Source organism: Acidobacteriota bacterium (assembly GCA_003696075.1).
Taxonomy (GTDB): Bacteria; Acidobacteriota; Polarisedimenticolia; order J045; family J045; genus J045.
In genome coordinates this window covers 14,831-35,286 of the sequence record RFHH01000074.1, presented here as the reverse complement: position 1 = coordinate 35,286, position 20,456 = coordinate 14,831, and the positions used below count along the sequence as shown (strand labels likewise).

Below are 20,456 nucleotides of genomic sequence, written 5' to 3'. Positions count from 1 at the left end.
GCGGGCCCGCCGGCCCCCGCCTCGCGAGTCTAGGCTCCCCCCCGGCTCCCGTCAATTAGACGTACCCAAAAGGTGACGCCAGCCGCGGCTCCCGGTGGGCCCGGGCCCGGTTCTCCAGGGTTGGAGCCGTAGTAAGATGGCGGCGAGGGGCGGCGGGACCTCGAGACCCCAGCCGGCGGGTGCTGCACCGGCACCGCACCAATGCGCGGTGACCGGTTCCACGAACGGCCCCGACATTGTTAGTAAGGGGCCGGAGGGTTCTCGGATGACGGAGCCGGCACGCCGTAGCAGGAGGAGATGGGAGGACCGTCCGAGCGAGCCCAAGCAGCGGCGGCGGTCCGCCGCGCCCAGGGGTAGCGAGAAGCTCGGCCTGTATTTGCGCCGCCTGCGGCAGGGCTACGGTTACTCCCTCAGGAAGGTCGAGGAAAAGGCGCGCCAGCAAGGCGGGGAGATCGACAACTCCCAGCTCAGCCGCTACGAGAAGGGGCTGTGCTACCCCTCGTTCGACAAGCTGCGCACCCTCGCCCGGATCTTCAACGTCTCCATCCAGACCTTCTCCGACGTGGTCGACCTCGAGGAACTCGAGCGGCATGCGCCGGAGAGCGACGACGTCGACGAGATTCTGCGCGACGCCCGAGCGGCCCGTGCCGTGGGCGAGTACGGGCGCGCGTACGCCCACTATCAGAAGGCGCGGCAACTCCTCGAGGAGCGGGGCGAAGGCGACACGCCGGCCGCGGCCCGCGTCCGCCTGTCGTGCGCCATCACGCTCTACCTCATGCGGAAGATCAGCCTCGCGGAGTACGAGCTGCGGCAGCTCCTCCGGCACGAAGACCGGCTCGACGACGGGCTGAAGGTGCGGGCCCTTCTGGAGCTGAGCAACGTCCACGCCAGTTTCGGTGACTATCTCCTCGCCGAGATCGAGGCGGAGCGGTCGATGGAGCTCGCCCGGAGGAGCGGCCAGCGGAGCCTCGAGGCGTTCGCCCATCATTGCCTCGGCCGGATCCTGCAGGACCGCGGCCGCCTCGACGAGGCGCTCGAACACTGGCACGAGGCTCTCAAGAGGTACCGCGAACTCGGAAATGTGAAGGAGGCCCTCAAGGTCAAGCGGAACCTGGGCCTGCTCTACGGCGCCAGGGGGCAGTTCCACGAGGGCGTCCGCCTGCTCAAGGAAGCGCAGGAGGAAGCACGGAAGGCGGGTCACCGCTGGACCGTCGCCTCGGCGGGGGCGTGTCTGGCGGAGCTGTACTACCACCGGGGGAACTACGACATCGCGAGACGCTACATGACCCAGTCGAACGCCATCGCCTCGAGCGGAGACGTCCAGTACGTCGACATCCTGTTCCTGAACGCCTTCTACCTGTGGCGCATCGCGGAAGCCGAAGGGAACGCCACCGAGGCTCGTGTCGCCCTGGGGCGACTGAAGTACCTGAGGCCCCACCTCGAGCAGGAGCTCCCCGAGGTGAGGGAGTTCGACCAGTACATCCAGAAAGGGGGTGGACGATGAAAGGCCTCGCGAGCCGACTCGCCCCGATCGTCCTGCTCGCGGCGGGCCTGCCCGCCCTGGGCTCGCTTCCCCGGGGCGCCACCGCGGGCGTGCGCCCGCACGACCTCGTTCCGACCTACCACGACCGGTCGGCCGCGGACGGACCGGTCTTCATGGCCGAGGACGCGAACGGCCGGCTCTGGGCGACCTGGGCCTACAGGGCGGGCGGCGAATGGGACATCGCCGTCTCCCGGGCCGTCGGCCGCGTCTGGACCGCGCCCCAGCTGCTTGGCGTCGCCAACGGGATGGACGACCTCGACCCCCGGCTTCTCTTCCTCCCGGACGGAACCGGGATCCTCGCCTGGTGGCAGCGCGGGCCGTTGCCGGAGCAGGCCGCGGTGGTCGTCTCCTACCTCGATAGCCGCACCGGCACGGTCTTCTCGCCGCCCGAGCGGCTCAGCGACGACACGGAGGTCGCGAGCCATCCCAGCCTCTTCCTGACGGACGGCATGCCCCTGGTGGGCTACACCGCCCGGCCGGCCGACGGCGAGGAGAGCCGGGCGAGCGTCGCGGTCCGGCCGCTCCGGCGCCAGCGCCCCGACGGGGGAGCCGAGGGGCCCGAGCCGTGGCCGGACGTGAGGTTCAAGCCTCCGAAGAACCGAGAAGGAGGGGCCAACGACGGCTCCAACTGACGGATCCGGCGCGCACCGTTCGGGGCCGCGGCCTCCGGGCCGCGGCCCTCGTGTCTAAGCCCCTGAAAAGGAAGGAAGTTCCCAAACGGGGTTGACACAGTCCGGACGACCGCCGTAGAGTCCCGGTGGGAGAAGGTGGGCCGTGGTGGGAGGCCCAGCCCGGCGCGGGCCCTGCCGGCGCCGGATCTCCCCGCTGGGACGCTTTCGGTGGGCTTCCACGACCGGGACTGAGGAGCGGGCCCCGGCCCCCGGGCCGGGTGGGAGCGGCGATGCTGCGGGGACACGCGACGGCCCGGGTCGACGCCAAGGGGCGGATCAAGATTCCGGCCGAGTTCCTCGACACCTTCCTTTCGCTCTGCGGCGAGGGCCGGCGCGTGTACATCACCTCCCTCGACGGGGTTCGCGCACAGGTCTACCCCCTGCCGGTCTTCCGCGACCTCGAGACCCGGTTGGCGAAGCTCAACTCCACCGACCCCCTGCTCGACCACTACAAGCTCACGCTCAGCTACTGGGGACGCGAAACCAGCGTGGACCGGCAAGGACGGATCCTGATCCACCCCCTCCTCCGCGAGCGGGCCCGCTTCAACGGAGAGGTGTCCGTCTTCGGCAAACAGCGCGTCCTCGAGCTGTGCGACCACGCGCGGTTCCGCGAGCAGCCGCCGGTCCTGACGCCCGAGCAGCTGGCCCAGCTCGCGCAGTACGGGCTGTAGACGTGCCGTACGGAGCGGCGTGCATGGTCGATCCTCCCGCCAGGCATCGACCGGTGATGGTGCCGGAAGTGCTCGAAGCGCTCGCGCCCCGACCGGGCGCCCTGCTCCTCGACGGCACGGTCGGTCCGGGGGGGCACGCCGAGGCGTGGCTCGAGGCGGCCGGCGAGGGAGCCGAGCTGATCGGCCTCGACCGGGACGCCTCGGCGCTGGCGCTCGCCCGGCGCCGCCTGCAGCGGTTCGGCGAGCGGGTGAGGCTGTTCCACTGCGACTACCGGGAGGCCCCGGCCCTGCTCGACCGGCTCGGCCGGCGCCCGGACGCCGTCCTGCTCGATCTCGGGCTCGGCTCGCACCAGGTGGACGATCCGGAGCGCGGATTCTCCTTCAGGCTCGACGGCCCGTTGGACATGCGCTTCGACCGGGACCGCCCCGGCCCGACCGCCGCCGAGATCCTGGCTCACGCCTCCGAACCGGAGCTGGCCCGGATCCTCTCCGAGTACGGAGAGGAGCGCGCGGCGAAGAAGCTCGCCCGGCGGCTGGTGGAGGCGAGGAAGCGCCGCCCCTTCCGCACGACGCGGGAGCTGGCGGACTTCGTCCGGGGAGTCGTGCCGGCCCGGGGCCGCCGCCGCCTCGACCCCGCCACGCGCACGTTCCAGGCGCTCCGGATCGCCGTGAACGACGAACTCTCCGGGCTGGCGGAGGCGCTGTCGGGACTGGTGGAGCGCCTGCCAGCCGGCGGCCGCATCGCGGTGATCGCCTTCCACAGCCTCGAGGACCGGATCGTCAAGCGCACCCTCCGGCGTCTCGCCGAGCCCTGCCGCTGCCGCCGGGGAGACCCCTGCACCTGCGGCGCGCTCCAATGGATCGAGCTGGTCCAGCGCCGGGCCCTCCGGCCGGACCCCGGCGAGGTCGCGGCCAACCCGCGGGCGCGTTCCGCGCGCCTGCGCTGGGGGGTGCGCCGATGAGCCTCCCGGCCGGTGTCGTCAATCGCCCGCCGGCGGCCGCGTCCCCTCCCGTGGTCGTCGCGGGTCTGGCGCGCATCGTCTTGGCCCTCCTGGGGCTCCTCCTCCCGCTGCTCCTGCAGGCCGCCGCGCAGGTCCCGGGACTCGTCTGGCAAAAGGATGCGGCGCGACTGGAAGAGCGGCTCGCGCGCCTGCGCGAAGAGCGCAGGCGTTACGCCGCCGAGCGCGCGTCGCTGTTGAGGGCCGAGCGCCTGCGCCGCGAAGCGGAACGGCTCGGTCTCGGACCGGCACCCCCCGGCGCCGGGCCGCTCGTGCTGCGGCGGGAGGGGAGGCCGTGATTCCCCGGGAGCGGAAGTGGCGCCGGAGGCGCCGGACGCTCATGCTGGCGACGCTCGCCGCGAGCGCGCTGCTGGCCGCCCGCCTCGTGGAGCTGCAGGTCCTCGCCCACGAGCGCCTGGCGGCCTTCGCCCGGGCGCAAGCGAGCGAGCGGGTGCTCGTCCCCGGCCCGCGGGGCGAGATCGTCGACAGGGACGGCCGCATCCTCGCGATCAGCGTCCCCACGAGGGTGCTCGTGGTCGAGCCGAAGCGGATCGAGCGCCGCGCGCTGGCGGCGATCGAGAGGGCCGCCCGCGTTCGGCCGGGCCGCCTCACCTCCCGTCCGGACGATCCGTGGGAGCTCGTCACGCGAGACTGCGATCCGCGGTGCGAGAAGGAGATCCTGGCGCTCGTCCACAAGCACGTCGTGCCCAAAACCGCCGTCCATCTGTCGCCCGGCTTTCGCCGCCGCTATCCGAACGGGCCGCTCGCCGCATCGCTGCTCGGCTTCGTGACCGAGGACGGATCGGTCGCCGAAGGGCTCGAACGGCAGTACGACGCCCTGCTGCGCCCGACCGACACCCAGGTCCTCCAGGTCAAGGACGGATACCGGCGCGTGTGGGCGAGGGCGGGGAGTCCGATCCCGCGCGAGCCGTCGTCACTGATGCTCACGATCGACGCCCGCCTCCAGGAGGTCCTCGAGAACGCCCTCGACGAGGCGCTGCTCCGGCATGAGGCGCGGGCCGCGGAGGGGTTGATCCTCGATCCGCGCAACGGCGAGATCCTCGCGCTCGCCGTGCGGCCCAGCTTCGATCCGAATCGGTTCTTCGAGGCGTCCCCGGAGCGACACCGAAATGCGGTGGTGGAGCGCGCCCACGAGCCGGGTTCGGTGATGAAGCCGTTCGTCGCCGCGGCGCTCGTCGAATCGGGCGCCGCCGGTGCGAACGACACCGTTTTCGCCGAGCACGGAACCTGGCGCGACGGCCGCCTGACGATCCACGACCATCACCCGTTCGGGCGCCTCACGCTGCCGGGTGTCCTCGAGGTTTCGAGCAACATCGGCATCGCGAAATTCGCGCGGAGGCTCGCTCCGGACCGGCTGTACCGCATCCTCAGCGCCTTCGGGTTCGGCCGCCGCACCGGCGTCGACCTGCCGGCGGAATCCCCGGGCACGCTCCCGCCGCCCCCGCGCTGGCGCGGGCGCGACCGGTACGCCATCTGCTTCGGCTACTGCATGACGGCGACGACCCTCCAGCTCGCCGCCGCCTTCGGCGCGCTGGCGAACCAGGGGCGCTGGGTCACGCCCCACGTGGCCCGCGCCTGGGGAAGCCCGGAAGGCTCCTGGCACCGCACGCGCGCGCCCCGGGAGCGCCAGGTGCTCAACCCCGCCACCGCGACAACGATCGCCGGATGGCTGCGGCGCGTCGTCGAGGGAGACCACGGGACGGGAAGGCTGGCGGCCGTGCCCGGCTTCACCGTGGCGGGGAAGACCGGGACCGCGGAAAAGCTGGTCCACGGCCACTACGACCGGTCGCGCAACCGCGTCGTCTTCGCCGGCTTCGTGCCTGCCGCCTCCCCCCGCCTGGTCGCGGTGGTGGCGCTGGACGAACCCCGGCGCGAAGGGCGCACCGCCGGCCGCGTCGCCGCACCGGTCTTCGCCCGGGTCGCCGCGGAGGCCCTCCGGCTCCTCCGGGTCGAGCCGGACGCCGCGCCGCCCGCCACCCTGCTGGCGTCTCGCACCGGTGGGCGGTCCGCGGACCGGGAGCGCGCCGGAGGGACGCGGTGATGCGTCTGTCCGAGCTCGCCGCCGGCCTGCCGGATGTCCGCCTGCACGGTGACGGCGAGGTGGGCGGCCTGTCGCTCGACTCCCGCACCGTCTCGCCGGGCGACCTGTTCGCGGCGCTCCCGGGACGGCGCGCGGACGGCCGGCGGTACGCCGCCGAGGCGGCCGCCCGGGGCGCTTCGGCCATCCTCGCCTCCCCGCCGCGTCCCCCCGGCTGGCCCGAGGATCGCCCGTGGGTGGAGGCCGACCGGCCCCGACGTGCTCTCGCCGAACTGAGCCGCCGTTTCTTCGAGCGGCCCGACGAGCGGTTGCTGGTGGCCGGAATCACCGGCACCGACGGGAAGACGACGACCGCGTGGCTGGCGCGAGCCGCCTTGGAGCGGAGCGGGATCGCGGCGGCGTGCGGAGGCACGCTCGGTTTCCGCTTCGGCGACGAAACGCTCCCGTCGGCCCTCACCACACCCGAGGCCCCCGACCTGTTCGCCATGCTGGCGCGCGCCGCCGAGAGCGGAGCTCGGGCCGCCGTCATCGAGGTCTCGAGCGCCGCGGTGGAGGCCGAGCGCGTGGCGGGGCTTCGCTTCGCCGCGGCCCTGCTGACCAACCTCGGCCGCGATCACCTCGACCTCCACGGCGACGCGGAGCGCTACGCGGCCGCGAAGGCACGCCTGTTCGGGATGCTGCCGGAGCCGGCGGCGGCGCTGCTGCCCGCGGACGATCCGTCCTTCGAGCGGTTCGCCCGGGCGGCGGCCCGCCGCCGGATCGTCACCTTCGGTACCTCCCCGTCGGCCGACTGGCGGGTGGCCGACCACGAGGCGAGCCCCGCGGGCGCTCGCTTCCGCCTGACCGGCCCCGGCCTGGACACCGAGGTCCGCACCTCCCGGCCCGCCCCGTGGGATGCGGCCAACCTCGCCGCCGCGGTGGCCCTCGCCGTCGAGCTGGGAGCCGATCCCTCCGCTGCCGTGGCGGGGGCCGCGGAGGCCGATTCCCCGCCCGGACGATGGCAGGTGATCGCGGGCGGCGAGCCCTTCCTCGCCGTCGTCGATTACGCCCACACGCCGGAGGCGCTCACGCGAGCCCTCGAGCTGATGCGCCGGCTGGTCTCGGGGAGCGTCATCGTCGTTTTCGGCTGCGGCGGCGAGCGCGACCGGACCAAGAGGGGACCGATGGGCGAGGCGGCGGGGCGGCTGGCCGACCGAGTCATCGTCACCGACGACAACCCGCGGCGGGAGGATCCCGAGTCGATCGCCGCGGACGTGCTGGCGGGAATCCGCCGAGCGCGCCCCCTTCGGGCCAGGAGCGTCGAGAGGGTCGCCGACCGGGCCGAAGCGATCGCCCGCGCGGTCGAGCTCGCCCTCCCGGGCGACGGTCTGCTCGTCGCCGGCAAGGGACACGAGCGCTACCAGGAGATCGGAGACGAGCGGCGCCCGTTCGACGACCGGGCAGAACTTCGCGCAGCGCTGGCCGCGCGCGGGGTGGCTCGATGATTCCCCGCCCGGTCGTCGAGATCGCCGGCGCCATGGGAGGAGTGCTCGCCTCCGGCGATCCCGGAACCATCGCGCGCGGGGTGGCGATCGATTCGCGGGAGGTGCGTCCCGGCGATCTGTTCTTCGCCATCCGCGGGCCGCGCCACGACGGGCACGACTTCGCGGCGGAGGCGGCGGCGCGCGGTGCGGCGGCCCTGGTGGTGGAGCGGCCCCCGGCCGCTCACGGGAGCGCGGCGTTGATCCGCGTCGCCGACACGACCGCCGCGCTCGGAGCCCTCGCCGCCGACGAGCGGCGGCGGCGCGCGGGGCTGCTCGTGGTGGCCATCACCGGAAGCGCCGGAAAGACCACCACCCGCGAACTGACCGGAGCGGCGCTCGGCGCGCGGCTGCGCGTCGCCACCGCACGGGGGAACCTCAACAACCAGTGGGGCCTGCCCCTGACCCTGCTGACACTCCCCGAGAAGATCGACGCGGCGGTGGTCGAACTGGGCATGAACCACCCCGGCGAAATCGCCTCGCTGACCCGCCTGGCGCGTCCGGACATCGGCGTGATCACCAATGCCGGCCGGGCCCACATCGGCTTTTTCGCGGACGAACGGGAGGTGGCCCGGGCGAAGCTCGAACTGTTCCGCGAGATGCCCGCCGGCGCCCCCGGCGTGGTCGACGGCCGCCCCGGTCCCCTGGCCGAAGCGCTGGCTGATCTTTCCCCGCGCCGCCTGGTCCGCTTCGCGATCGCCGGCGAGGCGCAGGATGCCGATCTTCTCGCGCACGACGTGAACACCGACCTCACCACCGGCAGCGCGTTCACCGTCGATGGGGTGCGCGTCACCCTGCGGCTTTGGGGGCGTCACGCGGTGCGCAACGCGCTGGCCGCGCTCGCCGCCGCGCGCGAGGCGGGGGTGCCGCTCGAGGAGGCCTCGCACCGCCTGGCGGCGGTCGAGCCGCCGCCCGGTCGCGGCCGACTGATTCCCCTCGCCGGAGACGTCCTCCTGATCGACGACACGTACAACGCCAATCCCGAGGCGGTGCTCGCCGTGCTCGAGGCGCTCCGGAGTTCGTCCCGCGCCGGCCGGCGGGTGGCGGTGCTCGGCGACATGCGCGAGCTGGGCAGGCGGGCGCCGGAGCTGCACCGCTCGATCGGCCGGGCGGCCGCCGCGGCAGGCCTCGGCCTTCTGGTGGCGGTGGGCGAGCACTCCGGCGACCTCGCGGACGGCGCGCGCGCAGGCGGACTCGCCGAGGTGCGGTGCTATCCGACGACCGAGTCGTTGCTGCCGGAGATCGGCCGGCTGATCGCGGACGGCGACACGGTGCTGCTCAAGGCGTCGCGGGCGTTGCGCTTCGAGCGCCTTCGCGACGCTCTCGCCGAAGCGCGGGCGGCGGGGGTGCGGCGATGATGTACGAGTGGCTGTACGGGCTGCGGGGCCTGTTCTCGCCGCTCAACGTCTTTCGCTACATCACGTTCCGCTCGGCGCTGGCGGCGGTCAGCGCCATCTTGATCAGCTTCGCCCTGGGACCACCCCTCATCCGCTGGCTGCGCCGCCAGCAACTCGGGCAGCCGGTCCGCACCGACGGGCCGCAGACGCACCTCGCGAAGGAGGGCACACCCACCCTCGGCGGCCTGCTGATCCTCGCCGCCGTGTTCGCGCCGGTCCTGCTGTGGGGCGACCTGCGGAACCCGTACGTCTGGACAGCGATCGGCACGACCGCCGGATTCGGGTTGATCGGCCTTTGGGACGACCTGCTCAAGCTCCGCCACCGCGACACGCGGGGCCTGCCGGCGGCCGCCAAGATGGCCGCCCAGGGGCTTCTGAGCGCGCTGGTCGGCGGCCTCCTCTACGCCACCGGCTTTCCGACCACGCTGACCCTTCCGTTTTTCAAGGATCTCTCGCCCGATCTCGGGGTGCTGTTCGTCCCCTTCACGATGCTGGTGCTGATCGGGTCGGCCAACGCCGTCAATCTCACCGATGGCCTCGACGGCCTTGCGATCGGGACGACCGGCATCGCCATCGCCACCTTCACCGTGATCACCTACGGCGCGGGACACGCCGTCATCGCCCGCTACCTCGGCATTCCCTTCGTCCTCGGCGCGGGCGAGCTGGCGGTGTTCGGGGCGGCACTCGTCGGCGCCAGCCTGGGCTTCCTCTGGTTCAACGCCCACCCAGCGGAGATTTTCATGGGCGACGTCGGGTCGATGGCGCTCGGCGGAGCGATCGGAACGATCGCGGTCATCTGCAAGGAGGAACTCCTTCTCGTGATCGCCGGCGGGCTGTTCGTTCTGGAGGCCCTGTCGGTCATCCTCCAGGTCGGCTCGTACCGGCTACGGGGCAAGCGGGTGCTGCGGATGGCGCCCCTGCACCACCACTTCGAACAGATCGGCTGGCCGGAACCGAAGGTGGTGATCCGGTTCTGGATCGTCGGGATCCTGTTCGCCCTCGGAACGCTGGCGACCCTCAAGGTGCGGTGAGCGGGGGCCGGGAGCGATGAGCGTGGCCGTGCGGGTGCGAGAGAGCGCGATCGACCGGTCGAGGCGGCGGTGGTCGGGCCGCTCGGTCCTCGTCGTCGGGCTCGGCCGATCGGGCTGCGCCGCGGCGCGCCATCTCCTGGCCGCCGGCGCGAGGGTGACCGCCGTGGACCTCAGGCCGCTCGAGGAGCTCGGCCCCGAGCCGGCGGCTCTGCGCGCGGCGGGGGTGGCCGTCCGGTGCGGCCCGCACGACGTGTCCGACTTCCTCGCCGCCGAGGCGATCGTCCTCTCCCCCGGCGTTCCGGCCGACCGCCCGGAGGTCCGGCTCGCGCGCGAGCGGGGCGCGCCGGTCCTCACCGAGATCGACCTGGTGGCTCCGGCGGTGTCGAGCCGCACCGTTGCGATCACGGGGAGCAACGGAAAGAGCACCGTCACCGCGCTCGTCGCGGCGATGCTGGGCGAGGCGGGATACGACGCGGTTCCCTGCGGCAACTTCGGACTGCCGCTGGCCGACGCGGTGCAGGGCGACCACCCCGGCCGGCGCTACTCGCTCGAGCTCTCCAGCTTCCAGCTCGAGACGACGAGCGAACTGCGTGCCGCCGCCGCCGTGCTGCTCAACGTCCAGCCCGACCACATCGATCGGCACGGGACGTTCGAGGCGTACCTGGCGGCGAAGGCGAGGATCGCAAAGCTGCGCTCCCCCGGTGCCCCGTTGATCGTCGTCCGCGACGATCCCGGCGCGGCCGCCGTCGCCTCGAACGCCGAGGAGCCGGTCCTGGAGGTGTCCGCCGGCGGGCCGGTCGGCCGCGGGGGCGGCGTCGAGGGCGGCCGGCTGGTGCTCCGGCTCGGCGCGGCGCCGGTGCCGGTGGCCCGAGCGGACGCCCTCCCGCTCCCGGGCCGCCACAACCTCGCCAACGCCCTCGCCGCCGCCTGCGCCGCCGCGACGCTCGGTGCGCCCCCCGAAGCGATCCGCCGGGCCCTCGAGACCGCCGCGCCGCTGCCGCACCGGCTGGAGCCGTGCGGCACCGTGGACGGCGTGCGCTACGTGGACGACTCGAAGGCGACCAACGTCGCGGCAGCCGTCGCCGCCGTCGACGCACTCGCCGGCGAGGCCGGAACCCTCTTCGTCCTGCTCGGCGGCCGCGACAAGGAGGGCGACTTCTCTCCGCTCGCCGAGCGCCTCGCCGCCTGCCGCGCGGTCCCGATCGTCTTCGGCGAAGCGGGAGAGAAGATCGCCGCGGTCCTGGAGGCGAGGGGGCTCGCCCCGCGCCGCGCCCGCACGCTCGAAGAGGCGGCGCGAGCGGCACGCGCCGAGGCGCGAGCGGGCGACGTCGTGCTGCTCGCCCCCGCGTGCGCCTCGTTCGACGCCTTTCCCGGGTTCGCCGCCCGCGGCGACGCATTCGCGAAGCTCGTGCGCCGCTTCGCCGGAGAGGAGCCGTGAACGCGCCCGCCGCGGATCGCCGGTGGCCGGCCCGGGGACTCGACCCCGCCCTGCTGAGTTCGGCCATCGGTCTGGCGATCGCGGGGGTGGCGATCTCGGGCTCCGCGCGCGCCTTCGGCGACGCCTCGGCCGGCCCCCGGCCCGAGGGGGTCGGCGAGGCGCTGGCGCACCTCGGCATCGGCCTCGTCCTCATGGGAATGGCGGCGCTGATCGACTACCGCCGCCTCGCGCGGCCCGCGGTGGTGTGGGGCGCGCTCGCCGGAATCGTCCTGCTCCTCGTCGCGGCACCGCTCGCCGCACCGGAGATCAAGGGAACGCACCGCTGGATCCGCTTCGGCGGGACGACGGTGCAGCCCTCGGAGCTCGCCAAGCCGGTCCTGGTGCTCGTCGTGGCCGCGGCGCTGGCCCGCGCGGGCGACGCCGTCCGGACGTGGTCGGGCCTCGCACGTCCGCTGGCGGCCGGGGGCATCATCGTCGCCCTGGTGCTCGCGGGGCGCGACCTGGGGACGCCGGTGCTGATGGGCACGGTGATCCTCGCGATGGCCTACGCGGCCGGCGCCCGCCACCGGCACCTCGCCGCGCTCGCCGCGGGTGCGGCGCTGGTGTTCGCACCGCTGGTCCTTTTCGAGTCGTACCGGAGCGCGCGGTTCGCCGGGTGGGGCGCGGCGCTCCGCTTCCCGTTCGGAACGCTGGACGGAGTGCATCTCCAGGTGCGCCAGTCGCTGGCGGCGATCGGCTCCGGCGGCGTCTGGGGCAAGGGCTTCGGGATGTCGACCCAGAAGGCCTTCTTCCTCCCGGAGGCCGACAACGACTTCGTGTTCGCCATCGTGGGAGAGGAGCTCGGCCTGATCGGGGCCCTCGCGGTGCTCGCGGCGTTTCTCGTCCTGGCCTGGCGCGGGTTCGCCGCCGCCGACCGCGCCACCGAACCGTTCGGCCGGCTGGTCGCGCTGGGGGCCACCTGGTCGATCTGCGCCCAGGCGCTGTGCCACCTCGCCGTGGCCACCGCGCTCCTGCCGCCGAAAGGGCTGCCGCTGCCGTTCCTCTCGACGGGGGGTTCTTCCCTCGTGTCGAGCTGCGTGCTGGTCGGGTTGGTCCTGAACGTCTCGCTCAGGGGGCGCCGCCATGCCGGCTGAACGGCCCATCGTGATCGCCGGTGGCGGCACCGGGGGCCACGTCTTCCCCGGCCTCGCCGTCGCCGAAGAGCTCCGGCGGCGGCGCCCGTCGGGGAGGCTCCTGTGGATCGGCGCGCGGGGCGGCCTGGAGGAGCGCCTGGTTCCGAGGCACGCGATACCGCTGACGCTGCTCCCCCTCGCCGGCGCCGCCCACCTCGGCTTGCGGCGCGGCCTCAGGGCCGCCTGGCTCGCCGGGTGGGCCACCGCGCGCCTGTGGCTCAGGTTCCTGCGGGAGCGCCCCGCCCTCCTGATCGGCGTCGGCGGGTTCGCCTCCGGACCGGCCCTGCTCGCGGGGGCGCTGCTCGGGGTGCCGACCCTCATCCTCGAGCAGAACGCGGTGCCCGGGAGAACCAACCGCCTGCTCTCCACCGTGGCGGCCGCGGCGGCGGTCAGCTTCCCCTCCAGCGCGCGGCAGTTGCGATGCCCGTGCGTGGCGACCGGGAACCCGGTGCGGCGCGAGATCGCCGCCGCGCCTCCGCGCGCCGCGGGCCCGCTCCGCCGCCTTCTCGCCGCCGGAGGCAGCCGCGGCGCGCGTGCCCTCAACGAGGCGTGGGAGCGGGCGCTCCCGCGGCTGGCCCGGCTTCCCCTGTCGGTGGAGCTCCAGACCGGCCCCGACGACGCCGAGCGGCTTCGCCGGGCGGCCCGGGAAGCCGAGGCCGCGCCGGGTGCACGGCTCGAGGTGGAGGTGGCCGAGTTCTTCGACGACATCCCGCGCCGGCTCGCTTCGGCCGACCTCTTCGTGGGACGAGCCGGGGCGACGACCGTGGCCGAGCTGACCGCCGCGGGGCGGGCTTCGCTGCTCGTCCCCTACCCCCACGCGGCCGACGACCACCAGCGCGCCAACGCGCGGGCGCTCGCGGCCGCCGGTGCGGCGCTCGTGATCGACCCCGACGAGCTGACGCCGGAACGGCTGGCCGCCGCGATCGAGGCCCTCGCGGCGGACCCGGCGCGGCTCCAGCGCATGAGCGACGCCGCCCGCCGCCTCGGCCGGCGCGACGCGGCGGCGCGGGTCGCCGACCTGGCCGAGAAGCTCGCTCTCCGGCCGGCACGGGAGGCGGCATGAGGCTCGGGCGCGTCCGGCACGTCCATTTCGTCGGGATCGGCGGCTCGGGCATGAGCGGCATCGCCGAGGTCCTGCTCAACCTGGGCTATCGCGTGTCCGGCTCGGACGCCCGGCCGAACGAAGCGACCGAGCGGCTGGCGCGGCTCGGCGCGCGGGTCCACATCGGCCACGCGGAGAGCCAGGTCGAGGGAGCCGACGTGGTCGTCGTCAGCTCCGCCATCCGGCCCGGGAACCCGGAGGTCGTCGCCGCGCAGCGGGCGCGCATCCCCGTCATCCCGCGCGCGGAGATGCTCGGGGAACTGATGAGGATGAAGTACGCGGTGGCGGTCTCCGGTTCGCACGGCAAGACCTCCGTCACCGCGATGCTGGCGCAGGTCCTTTCGCGCTGCGGTCTCGATCCCACGGTGGTCATCGGCGGCCGGTTCGGCGTGCTCGGCAGCAACGCGAAGCTCGGCCGCGGCGAACTCATGGTCGCCGAAGCCGACGAAAGCGACGGCTCCTTCCTCCGCCTGTTCCCCACCTGGGCCGTCGTGACGTGCATCGATCGCGAGCACATGGACCACTACCGCGACCTGTCCGACCTGCACGACGCCTTCGTCCAGTTCCTCGGGCGGATCCCGTTCTACGGGGCCGCCGTCGCCTGCCTGGACGACGAGGGGGTTCAGGCGATCCTGCCGCGTCTCGACCGGCGCGTCGTCACCTACGGACTGAACCCGCACGCCGACTTCCGCGCGGGCGCGATCGAAGTGGAGGGCTTCCGCACCCGGTTCACGGTGCAGCGCGGCGAGGAACCGCCGCTGCCGGTGGTTCTGCAGACGCCGGGTCGCCACCAGGTGCGCAACGCGCTCGCCGCCCTGGCGGTCGCCGACGAGCTGGGCCTGTCGCTGCGGGTCGCCGCGGCGGCCCTGGAGGATTTCCCCGGCGCCGACCGCCGCATGCAGCGCCTGGGCGAGCGCGGCGGCGTCCTGGTCGTCGACGATTACGGGCATCACCCGCGGGAAATCGTCGCCACCCTGCGGGCGCTCCGGGAAGCGGTGGGTAGCCGCCGGCTGGTCGTCCTGTTCCAGCCGCACCGGTACACGCGGACCGCCGACCTTTTCGACCTGTTCACGCGGAGTTTCCACGAAGCCGACGTCCTGGTGCTGACCGACATCTACCCTGCCGGCGAACCGCCGATCCCCGGCGTCGACGCCCAGCGGCTCGCCGAGGCGATCGCGGAGCGCGGGCACCGCGACGTCTCCTGGGCCGGCGATCTCGAGCGCGGGGTGGCGCGCGTGCTCGAGTGCCTGCGCCCCGGGGACGTGGTGCTGACTCTCGGTGCCGGCACGGTCGGCGGCGCCGGCCGCGCGATCCTCGACGCGCTCCCGAGCGGAAAGGAGGTGCGGCCGTGAGCGCCCCCGCCCGCAGCCGCCGGATTCCCGACCCGTACCTCGCGATCGCCCGGGAGCTGGGAGTCGTCGCGCTTCCCGAAGAGCCGCTGGCCCGCTACACCACCATGCGGGTCGGGGGTCCCGCGGCCGTGCTCTTCCTGCCCCGCACGATCGACCAGGCGGCGCGCCTGCACGCCGCGATCGCCGGCGGCCCGCTTCCGGTGCGGTTCCTCGGCGGGGGGAGCAACGTGATCGTGGCCGACGAGGGGATTCGCGCCGCGGTCATCGCCACTCACGGCATCGACGGCGAGCCGGAACGCGAGGGAGACGACCGCATCTTCGTCCCGGCCGGCCGGCCGGTCCCCGGCCTGGTCCGCTGGGCCGCACGGGAGGGGCTCGCCGGGCTCGAGTTCGCCGAGGGGATCCCCGCCCGCGTCGGCGGTGCGATCCGCATGAACGCCGGAGCCCACGGCCGCTGCTTCGCCGATGCGGTGGCGGAGGTCCTCGTCGCCGGCCGGGACGGCCGTCCGGAGCGGCGGCGGCCCGGCTCCGGTGACTTCGGCTACCGGGACAGCTTCGTGGCCCGGGAAGGCCTGTTGGTGCTCGGCGCCGTGTTCCGGCTCACACCGGAAGATCCGGAGCGGATCCAGGAACGCGTGCGCGCCTTCCGCGAGCGGCGCCGCGCCACGCAGCCGCTCTGGGAGCGCTCCGCGGGATGCGTCTTCGCCAACTGGCCCGGCCGGCCGGCCGGCGCGCTGATCGAGCGCCTCGGCCTGAAGGGGACGGCTGTCGGGGGAGCCGAGGTTTCTCCCGTGCACGGGAACTTCATCGTCAATCGCGGCAACGCGACCGCGCGGGACGTGCTCGCGCTCATCGAACTCGTTCGCGAGCGTCTCGCCGCCGCGACCGGCCTCGAGCCGAGGCTCGAGGTGGAGATCTGGAGGGACGAGGCATGACACGCAACCGCGGTGGGGGCCGTTCCCGGCGGCGCGGACCGCGGCGGTCACGGTCGCCCGTGTGGCGGCCCGCCGTCGCCGTCGCCGGCGCCGTCGCGGCGGCCGTCGCCTTCGGCTGGGCCGCGCGGGCTCTGGTCCTTTCGCCTGCACTGCGCGTGGCCCGGACCGCGATCGTCGGCAACGAAAGGGTGCCGAAGGGGGCGGTGCAGGCGGCGGTGGCCGACGCGTTGGGCCGCCCGATCCTTCTCCTCTCCCTGCCGCGGCTGCGCGCCGCGGTGGAGGCGATTCCCGGCGTCGAGCACGCCCTGATCGCACGGCGCCTGCCCGACCTTCTCGAGGTCCGGGTGCGGGAGCGCCGGGCGGTGGCGCGGGCGGAGATCGGCGGGCACGAGTGGCTCGTCGACACCGCCGGCTTTCTCTTCCCCCCGGGTCCGGGGCTCCCGGGCGACGCCGATCTCCCGCTTCTCCGCGGACTCGCCACCGCCGAGGGCTCGCGCACCTTGGCCGCGGCGGACCGCGCCGGGCTGGCCGCGATCGCCGCCCTCGCGTCGGTGACCGGCCGGCCCGCACCTCCCGGCACGGTCGTCGATCTCACCACGCCGGACAAGATCGTGCTGCATCCCGGCCCGAAGGCGCCGGCGCTCTGGCTCGACCGCGCCGAGCCGGAAAGGAACCTCGAGCAGCTCTTCGCCTGGCAGGACAAAGTGGCGGCGCTCGCCCCCGGCCGCCCGGTCGATCTCCGCTTCCCCGGCCGGCTGACGATCGTCCCGGCCGCCGGCCTGAGGAGGAAATGAGGATGTCCAGGAACAGCGACACGATCGCCGCCATCGACCTCGGCACCCACCGCTGCTGCTGCGTCGTCGCCGAAATCGTCGGCCCGGACCGGCTCGACGTGATCGGAATCGGGACCTCGCACACGGACGGCATTCGCAAGGGCGTGATCGTCAACCTCGAGGCGCTGGTCGGTTCCATCCGGCGCGCGGTGGAGCAGGCGGAGGCGATGGCGAGCCGCCGGATCGAGGCCGCGGTGGCCACCGTGCCGGCGCTCCGGCTGCGCTCGTTCACCTCGCGCGGCGTCGTCACCATCTCGGGGCACGACCGCATCGTCTCTCCCAAGGACCTGCGAAGGGTGCTCGACACCGTGCGGGCGGTCCAGATCCCGGCCGGGCAGGAGATCCTCCACGTTCTGCCCCAGGAGTACACGCTCGACGACCAGGAGGGGATCCAGGATCCGATCGGGATGACGGGGTCCCGCCTCGAGGCGAGCGCCCAGGTGGTCACGATCCCCACCCAGGTGGCGCAGCACGCCGTCAGCGCGCTCAACCGCGCTCGCATCGAGGCGATCTCGCTCGTCGCCCCCCAGCTCGCCGCCGCCGAGGCCGCGCTCACCCGGGAGGAGCGCGAACAAGGCGTGTTCCTCGTCGACTGCGGCGGCGGGACGACCGACATCGCCCTGTACGAGCGCGGGGCGCTCTGGTTCACCGGATCGGTGCCGGTGGCGGGAGAGCTGATCACCAACGACATCTCGATCGGACTGCGAACGCCCGTGCCCGAGGCGGAGCAGCTCAAGCGCTCCCACGCCAGCACCATCCCGGCCGACGACGACGTGCCGATCGAGGTGCCTGCCGTGGGCGGCGCTCCCCCGCGCGTCATCGCCGCCTCTCTCCTCAGCCAGATCGTCACCCCGCGCGTCGAGGAGATCTTCGAGCTGTCGCGATCGCTGATCGACCGGTTCGGGCTGGGGCATCGGGCGCGCGCGGGTGCGGTCCTGGTCGGCGGCACCGCGAACCTCGACGGTGCGCTCGAGACCGCCGAAGGAAAGCTCGGCATGCCGGTCCGCCTCGGCGTCCCCATGGGGTTGGGCGGCCTCACCGAGGACATCAAGGCGCCGAGCTTCGCCACCCCGGTCGGCGCCTGTCTGTGGGAACTGCGCGAGGGGCGGAAGCAGCGCGCGTGGGAGATGGGGGCGAGCGCGCCCCTCAAGGTGATGGGAGGACTGTGGCGCGGCCTGTCCCGTGCCACGTCCTGGTTCGGGCAGATGTTCTGAGCCGGAGGCGGGGGCACCGCCCGCCGACGGCCGGCGAGACGTGAGCGAGGAGGGAGACGATGGCGCAGAAGAGCAAGGGCACGGCGGTCCAGGCCGGCCGCAGGTTGCGCTTCACGATGGACGACATCGAGGAGACGCCCGCGGTGCGGCCGGCCCGCGAGCGGGCGAGAAAGTCCGGGCTCGGCATCGCCAGAGCGCTGGCCGAGGCGGCCGCCGAACAGCGGAAAGGGCAACGGTCGGTGCCCCGCGAGGAGGCGCCGCCGGGGGCCGTCCTCAAGGTGGTGGGTGTCGGAGGCGGGGGCGGCAACGCCATCAACCGGATGATCGCCGCCGGCGTCGCCGGGGTGGAGTTCATCGCGGTGAACACCGACGCCCAGGCCCTCCGCGTCAACCGCGCCGAGAAGAAGATCCAGATCGGGGCCAAGCTGACCCGGGGTCTCGGCGCCGGCGCGCGGCCGGAGATCGGCCGCGAAGCGGCTCTCGAGGACACCGAACGGCTGATCGAGGCGATGCAGGGAGCCGACATGGTGTTCGTGACCACCGGCCTCGGGGGCGGGACGGGGACCGGCGCCGCCCCGGTGATCGCGAGCCTGGCCGCCGACCTCGGCGCACTCGTGGTCGCCGTCGTGACCAAGCCCTTCTCCTTCGAGGGACGCCGCCGGCGCATGCAGGCGGAGGAAGGGCTGGTGGAGCTGAAGAAGGCCGTCGACACCGTGATCACCATCCCCAACGACAAGCTGCTCCACACGGTGGACAAGAACACCTCCATGCCGCAGGCCTTCATGATGGCCGACGACGTGCTGCGCCAGGCGGTCCAGGGGATCTCCGATCTCATCCTGGAGACCGGCGACATCAACCGTGACTTCGCCGATGTCCGGACCGTGATGGAAGGCATGGGGATGGCGCTGATGGGCGCGGGCATCGCGGAAGGAGAGAACCGCGCGGTCGCTGCGGCCCAGCAGGCCATCAGCTCCCCCCTGCTCGAGGACGCGTCCATCGAAGGCGCCCGCGGCGTGATCTTCAACGTCACCGGCGGCGACGATCTCGCGCTACACGAGGTGAACGACGCGGCGACGATCATCCACGACGTGTGCGATCCGGATGCCACGATCCTCTTCGGCTACGTCACCAAGCCGGAGATGACCGGAAAGATCAAGGTCACGGTGATCGCGACCGGGTTCGACCGCGACCGGCCCAAGACCGCGGCGCGCGAGCGGGCGGAGGCCCCGGGCCCGGCGCCGCGGCCGGCCGATCCGGATCCCGAGCCGCCCGTGGTGGTCCAGCCCAAGCTGCAGCGGACGCTGGACGAGCTGGAGATCGGCATGGACGGGCTGCTGCCGCACATCGACGAAGCCGAGCGCGACGACTACGACGTCCCCGCCTTCCTGCGGCGGATGCAGGACTGAACCGATGGCCGAGCCGCACGCCAGGCGCGTTCTCGTCGTCGACGACGATCCGGGTACGCGTGAGTTGGTGGAAGCTCTCTGCCGCCAGGCGGGCGTTCCGTGCCACGGCGTCGGGAGCGGCGGCGAGGCCCTGCGCGCGGCGGCGCGGATCATGCCGGACCTGATCCTCCTCGACATGATGCTGCCCGACCTGGACGGGATCGACGTGCTCCAGCGGCTGCGCGCCGACGAGCGGCTCGCCGGCGTTCCGGTGGTGATCCTGTCCGCGCGCCGATCGGAAGCGGTCAAGGTGCGGGCCTTCGAGGCGGGGGCCGACGACTACGTCGTCAAGCCCTTCTCCCCTGCCGAGATCGATGCCCGGATCCGCGCCAATCTGCGGAAGCGGGACCTGTACCTCCGCCTCGAGGAGGCGAACCGGGAACTCATGCGGGCGAACCGCCGGCTGGAGGAGCTGGCGACGACCGACGAGCTGACCGGGCTGTTCAACCTCCGCCACCTGCGCGAGCGCCTGGACGCCGAGTTCAGGCGGGCCGAGCGCTATCGGACGCCGCTGTCGCTGGTGATGATCGATCTCGACGGGTTCAAGGCGCTCAACGACGAGCGCGGCCACGCCGCCGGCGACGCCCTCCTGGCCGCCGTGGGGCGCCGCCTCGCCGCCGGCGCCCGATCGACCGACGTCGCGGCGCGGATCGGCGGCGACGAGTTCGTGGTCCTGCTGCCGCAGACCGACCTCGACGAGGCGCGGCGCTTCGCCGAGCGGCTGCGGCGCGAGCTGACGGAGGTGCCGGAGCGCGGCGGTGTCGGGGTGTCGTTCTCCTGCGGTGTCGCCTGTTACCCGGCCACGGCGGGAGCGCGCTCCCCGGCGCGCCTCCTCGCGGCCGCGGACGAGGCCATGTATCGCGCCAAGCGGTCGGGCGAGGGCGTCGCCGTCGCCACCGCCACCAGCGCGTCGGTCACCCGGCACACGAGGCCATGCCCCCGCCCTTCCACCCCACAGGGGCCGGGGGCTCGATGAAGGGGGAAGCGAAGGGCGGTGCGCCAGGAACGTCCCAACCACCCTTCTCCGCCCAAGCCGGCGCTATCCGCGCCGCCGCCCGCCCTGCCCCGGCGGGCG

18 protein-coding genes are annotated in these 20,456 nt (G+C 73.8%); all 18 read left to right on the top strand.

Annotated features, from left to right (window positions below; translation table 11 throughout):
• Positions 1 to 136: 136 nt before the first annotated feature.
• The 18 genes from D6718_04860 to D6718_04775 all read left to right on the top strand — a co-directional run bounded on the left by D6718_04860 (position 137) and on the right by D6718_04775 (position 20,357).
• The gene (locus D6718_04860) at positions 137 to 1,504 is read left to right on the top strand and encodes a tetratricopeptide repeat protein (GenBank protein ID RMG46863.1); all 1,368 of its coding nucleotides are present in this window, start codon (positions 137 to 139) and stop codon (positions 1,502 to 1,504) included.
• Positions 1,501 to 2,175 (top strand): hypothetical protein, encoded by a 675-nt coding sequence (locus tag D6718_04855; protein RMG46862.1) that lies wholly within the window; start codon positions 1,501 to 1,503, stop codon positions 2,173 to 2,175. Before D6718_04860 ends, D6718_04855 begins: the two co-directional genes overlap by 4 nt.
• A 269-nt stretch (positions 2,176 to 2,444) precedes the next feature.
• A complete protein-coding gene (locus D6718_04850) occupies positions 2,445 to 2,885 on the top strand; it encodes a division/cell wall cluster transcriptional repressor MraZ (GenBank protein ID RMG46861.1) in 441 nt (146 codons plus the stop codon).
• A 23-nt stretch (positions 2,886 to 2,908) separates the two neighbouring features.
• Complete coding sequence (rsmH, locus tag D6718_04845; GenBank protein ID RMG46860.1) at positions 2,909 to 3,847, top strand: 16S rRNA (cytosine(1402)-N(4))-methyltransferase RsmH; 939 nt, start codon at positions 2,909 to 2,911, stop codon at positions 3,845 to 3,847.
• Positions 3,844 to 4,182 carry a hypothetical protein gene (locus tag D6718_04840; GenBank protein ID RMG46859.1) on the top strand — a complete coding sequence of 113 codons (339 nt, stop codon included), beginning with the start codon at positions 3,844 to 3,846 and terminating at the stop codon, positions 4,180 to 4,182. The genes rsmH and D6718_04840 overlap by 4 nt, the downstream gene beginning before the upstream one ends.
• Positions 4,179 to 5,945 (top strand): penicillin-binding protein 2, encoded by a 1,767-nt coding sequence (locus tag D6718_04835; GenBank protein ID RMG46858.1) that lies wholly within the window; start codon positions 4,179 to 4,181, stop codon positions 5,943 to 5,945. The genes D6718_04840 and D6718_04835 overlap by 4 nt, the downstream gene beginning before the upstream one ends.
• Positions 5,945 to 7,426: a UDP-N-acetylmuramoyl-L-alanyl-D-glutamate--2,6-diaminopimelate ligase gene (locus tag D6718_04830; protein ID RMG46857.1), complete on the top strand. Its 1,482-nt coding sequence runs from the start codon at positions 5,945 to 5,947 to the stop codon at positions 7,424 to 7,426. The genes D6718_04835 and D6718_04830 overlap by 1 nt, the downstream gene beginning before the upstream one ends.
• Positions 7,423 to 8,820 carry a UDP-N-acetylmuramoyl-tripeptide--D-alanyl-D-alanine ligase gene (locus D6718_04825; GenBank protein ID RMG46856.1) on the top strand — a complete coding sequence of 466 codons (1,398 nt, stop codon included), beginning with the start codon at positions 7,423 to 7,425 and terminating at the stop codon, positions 8,818 to 8,820. The genes D6718_04830 and D6718_04825 overlap by 4 nt, the downstream gene beginning before the upstream one ends.
• Complete coding sequence (locus D6718_04820; protein ID RMG46855.1) at positions 8,817 to 9,890, top strand: phospho-N-acetylmuramoyl-pentapeptide-transferase; 1,074 nt, start codon at positions 8,817 to 8,819, stop codon at positions 9,888 to 9,890. The genes D6718_04825 and D6718_04820 overlap by 4 nt, the downstream gene beginning before the upstream one ends.
• Positions 9,891 to 9,906: 16 nt before the next feature.
• Positions 9,907 to 11,328, top strand: a complete 1,422-nt coding sequence (gene murD, locus D6718_04815) for a UDP-N-acetylmuramoyl-L-alanine--D-glutamate ligase (GenBank protein RMG46854.1) — start codon at positions 9,907 to 9,909, stop codon at positions 11,326 to 11,328.
• On the top strand, positions 11,325 to 12,461 hold the full coding sequence (locus D6718_04810) for a hypothetical protein (GenBank protein RMG46853.1): 1,137 nt from the start codon (positions 11,325 to 11,327) through the stop codon (positions 12,459 to 12,461). Before murD ends, D6718_04810 begins: the two co-directional genes overlap by 4 nt.
• Positions 12,451 to 13,563 carry an undecaprenyldiphospho-muramoylpentapeptide beta-N-acetylglucosaminyltransferase gene (gene murG, locus D6718_04805; protein RMG46852.1) on the top strand — a complete coding sequence of 371 codons (1,113 nt, stop codon included), beginning with the start codon at positions 12,451 to 12,453 and terminating at the stop codon, positions 13,561 to 13,563. The genes D6718_04810 and murG overlap by 11 nt, the downstream gene beginning before the upstream one ends.
• The gene (locus tag D6718_04800; GenBank protein RMG46851.1) at positions 13,560 to 14,954 is read left to right on the top strand and encodes a UDP-N-acetylmuramate--L-alanine ligase; all 1,395 of its coding nucleotides are present in this window, start codon (positions 13,560 to 13,562) and stop codon (positions 14,952 to 14,954) included. Before murG ends, D6718_04800 begins: the two co-directional genes overlap by 4 nt.
• Entirely contained in the window at positions 14,951 to 15,889 is a 939-nt protein-coding gene (gene murB / locus D6718_04795) for a UDP-N-acetylmuramate dehydrogenase (GenBank protein RMG46850.1), read from the top strand. Before D6718_04800 ends, murB begins: the two co-directional genes overlap by 4 nt.
• On the top strand, positions 15,886 to 16,683 hold the full coding sequence (locus tag D6718_04790) for an FtsQ-type POTRA domain-containing protein (protein ID RMG46849.1): 798 nt from the start codon (positions 15,886 to 15,888) through the stop codon (positions 16,681 to 16,683). Before murB ends, D6718_04790 begins: the two co-directional genes overlap by 4 nt.
• Complete coding sequence (ftsA, locus tag D6718_04785; protein ID RMG46848.1) at positions 16,680 to 17,936, top strand: cell division protein FtsA; 1,257 nt, start codon at positions 16,680 to 16,682, stop codon at positions 17,934 to 17,936. The genes D6718_04790 and ftsA overlap by 4 nt, the downstream gene beginning before the upstream one ends.
• Before the next feature lie 116 nt (positions 17,937 to 18,052).
• The gene (gene ftsZ, locus D6718_04780; GenBank protein RMG46875.1) at positions 18,053 to 19,342 is read left to right on the top strand and encodes a cell division protein FtsZ; all 1,290 of its coding nucleotides are present in this window, start codon (positions 18,053 to 18,055) and stop codon (positions 19,340 to 19,342) included.
• Positions 19,343 to 19,346: 4 nt separating this feature from the next.
• On the top strand, positions 19,347 to 20,357 hold the full coding sequence (locus tag D6718_04775) for a diguanylate cyclase (GenBank protein RMG46847.1): 1,011 nt from the start codon (positions 19,347 to 19,349) through the stop codon (positions 20,355 to 20,357).
• The last annotated feature ends 99 nt before the right edge of the window (positions 20,358 to 20,456 follow it).

What these genes read in the sequence shown, in the direction of transcription:
- D6718_04820 (RMG46855.1), top strand. Translation starts at nt 8,817, where the DNA reads ATGATGTACGAGTGGCTGTACGGGCTGCGGGGCCTGTTCTCGCCGCTC.
- D6718_04840 (RMG46859.1), top strand. Translation starts at nt 3,844, where the DNA reads ATGAGCCTCCCGGCCGGTGTCGTCAATCGCCCGCCGGCGGCCGCGTCC.
- rsmH (RMG46860.1), top strand. Translation starts at nt 2,909, where the DNA reads ATGGTCGATCCTCCCGCCAGGCATCGACCGGTGATGGTGCCGGAAGTG.
- D6718_04800 (RMG46851.1), top strand. Translation starts at nt 13,560, where the DNA reads ATGAGGCTCGGGCGCGTCCGGCACGTCCATTTCGTCGGGATCGGCGGC.
- D6718_04825 (RMG46856.1), top strand. Translation starts at nt 7,423, where the DNA reads ATGATTCCCCGCCCGGTCGTCGAGATCGCCGGCGCCATGGGAGGAGTG.
- D6718_04830 (RMG46857.1), top strand. Translation starts at nt 5,945, where the DNA reads ATGCGTCTGTCCGAGCTCGCCGCCGGCCTGCCGGATGTCCGCCTGCAC.
- ftsZ (RMG46875.1), top strand. Translation starts at nt 18,053, where the DNA reads ATGGACGACATCGAGGAGACGCCCGCGGTGCGGCCGGCCCGCGAGCGG.
- D6718_04860 (RMG46863.1), top strand. Translation starts at nt 137, where the DNA reads ATGGCGGCGAGGGGCGGCGGGACCTCGAGACCCCAGCCGGCGGGTGCT.
- D6718_04855 (RMG46862.1), top strand. Translation starts at nt 1,501, where the DNA reads ATGAAAGGCCTCGCGAGCCGACTCGCCCCGATCGTCCTGCTCGCGGCG.
- D6718_04775 (RMG46847.1), top strand. Translation starts at nt 19,347, where the DNA reads ATGGCCGAGCCGCACGCCAGGCGCGTTCTCGTCGTCGACGACGATCCG.
- D6718_04850 (RMG46861.1), top strand. Translation starts at nt 2,445, where the DNA reads ATGCTGCGGGGACACGCGACGGCCCGGGTCGACGCCAAGGGGCGGATC.
- murD (RMG46854.1), top strand. Translation starts at nt 9,907, where the DNA reads ATGAGCGTGGCCGTGCGGGTGCGAGAGAGCGCGATCGACCGGTCGAGG.
- murG (RMG46852.1), top strand. Translation starts at nt 12,451, where the DNA reads ATGCCGGCTGAACGGCCCATCGTGATCGCCGGTGGCGGCACCGGGGGC.
- D6718_04790 (RMG46849.1), top strand. Translation starts at nt 15,886, where the DNA reads ATGACACGCAACCGCGGTGGGGGCCGTTCCCGGCGGCGCGGACCGCGG.
- ftsA (RMG46848.1), top strand. Translation starts at nt 16,680, where the DNA reads ATGAGGATGTCCAGGAACAGCGACACGATCGCCGCCATCGACCTCGGC.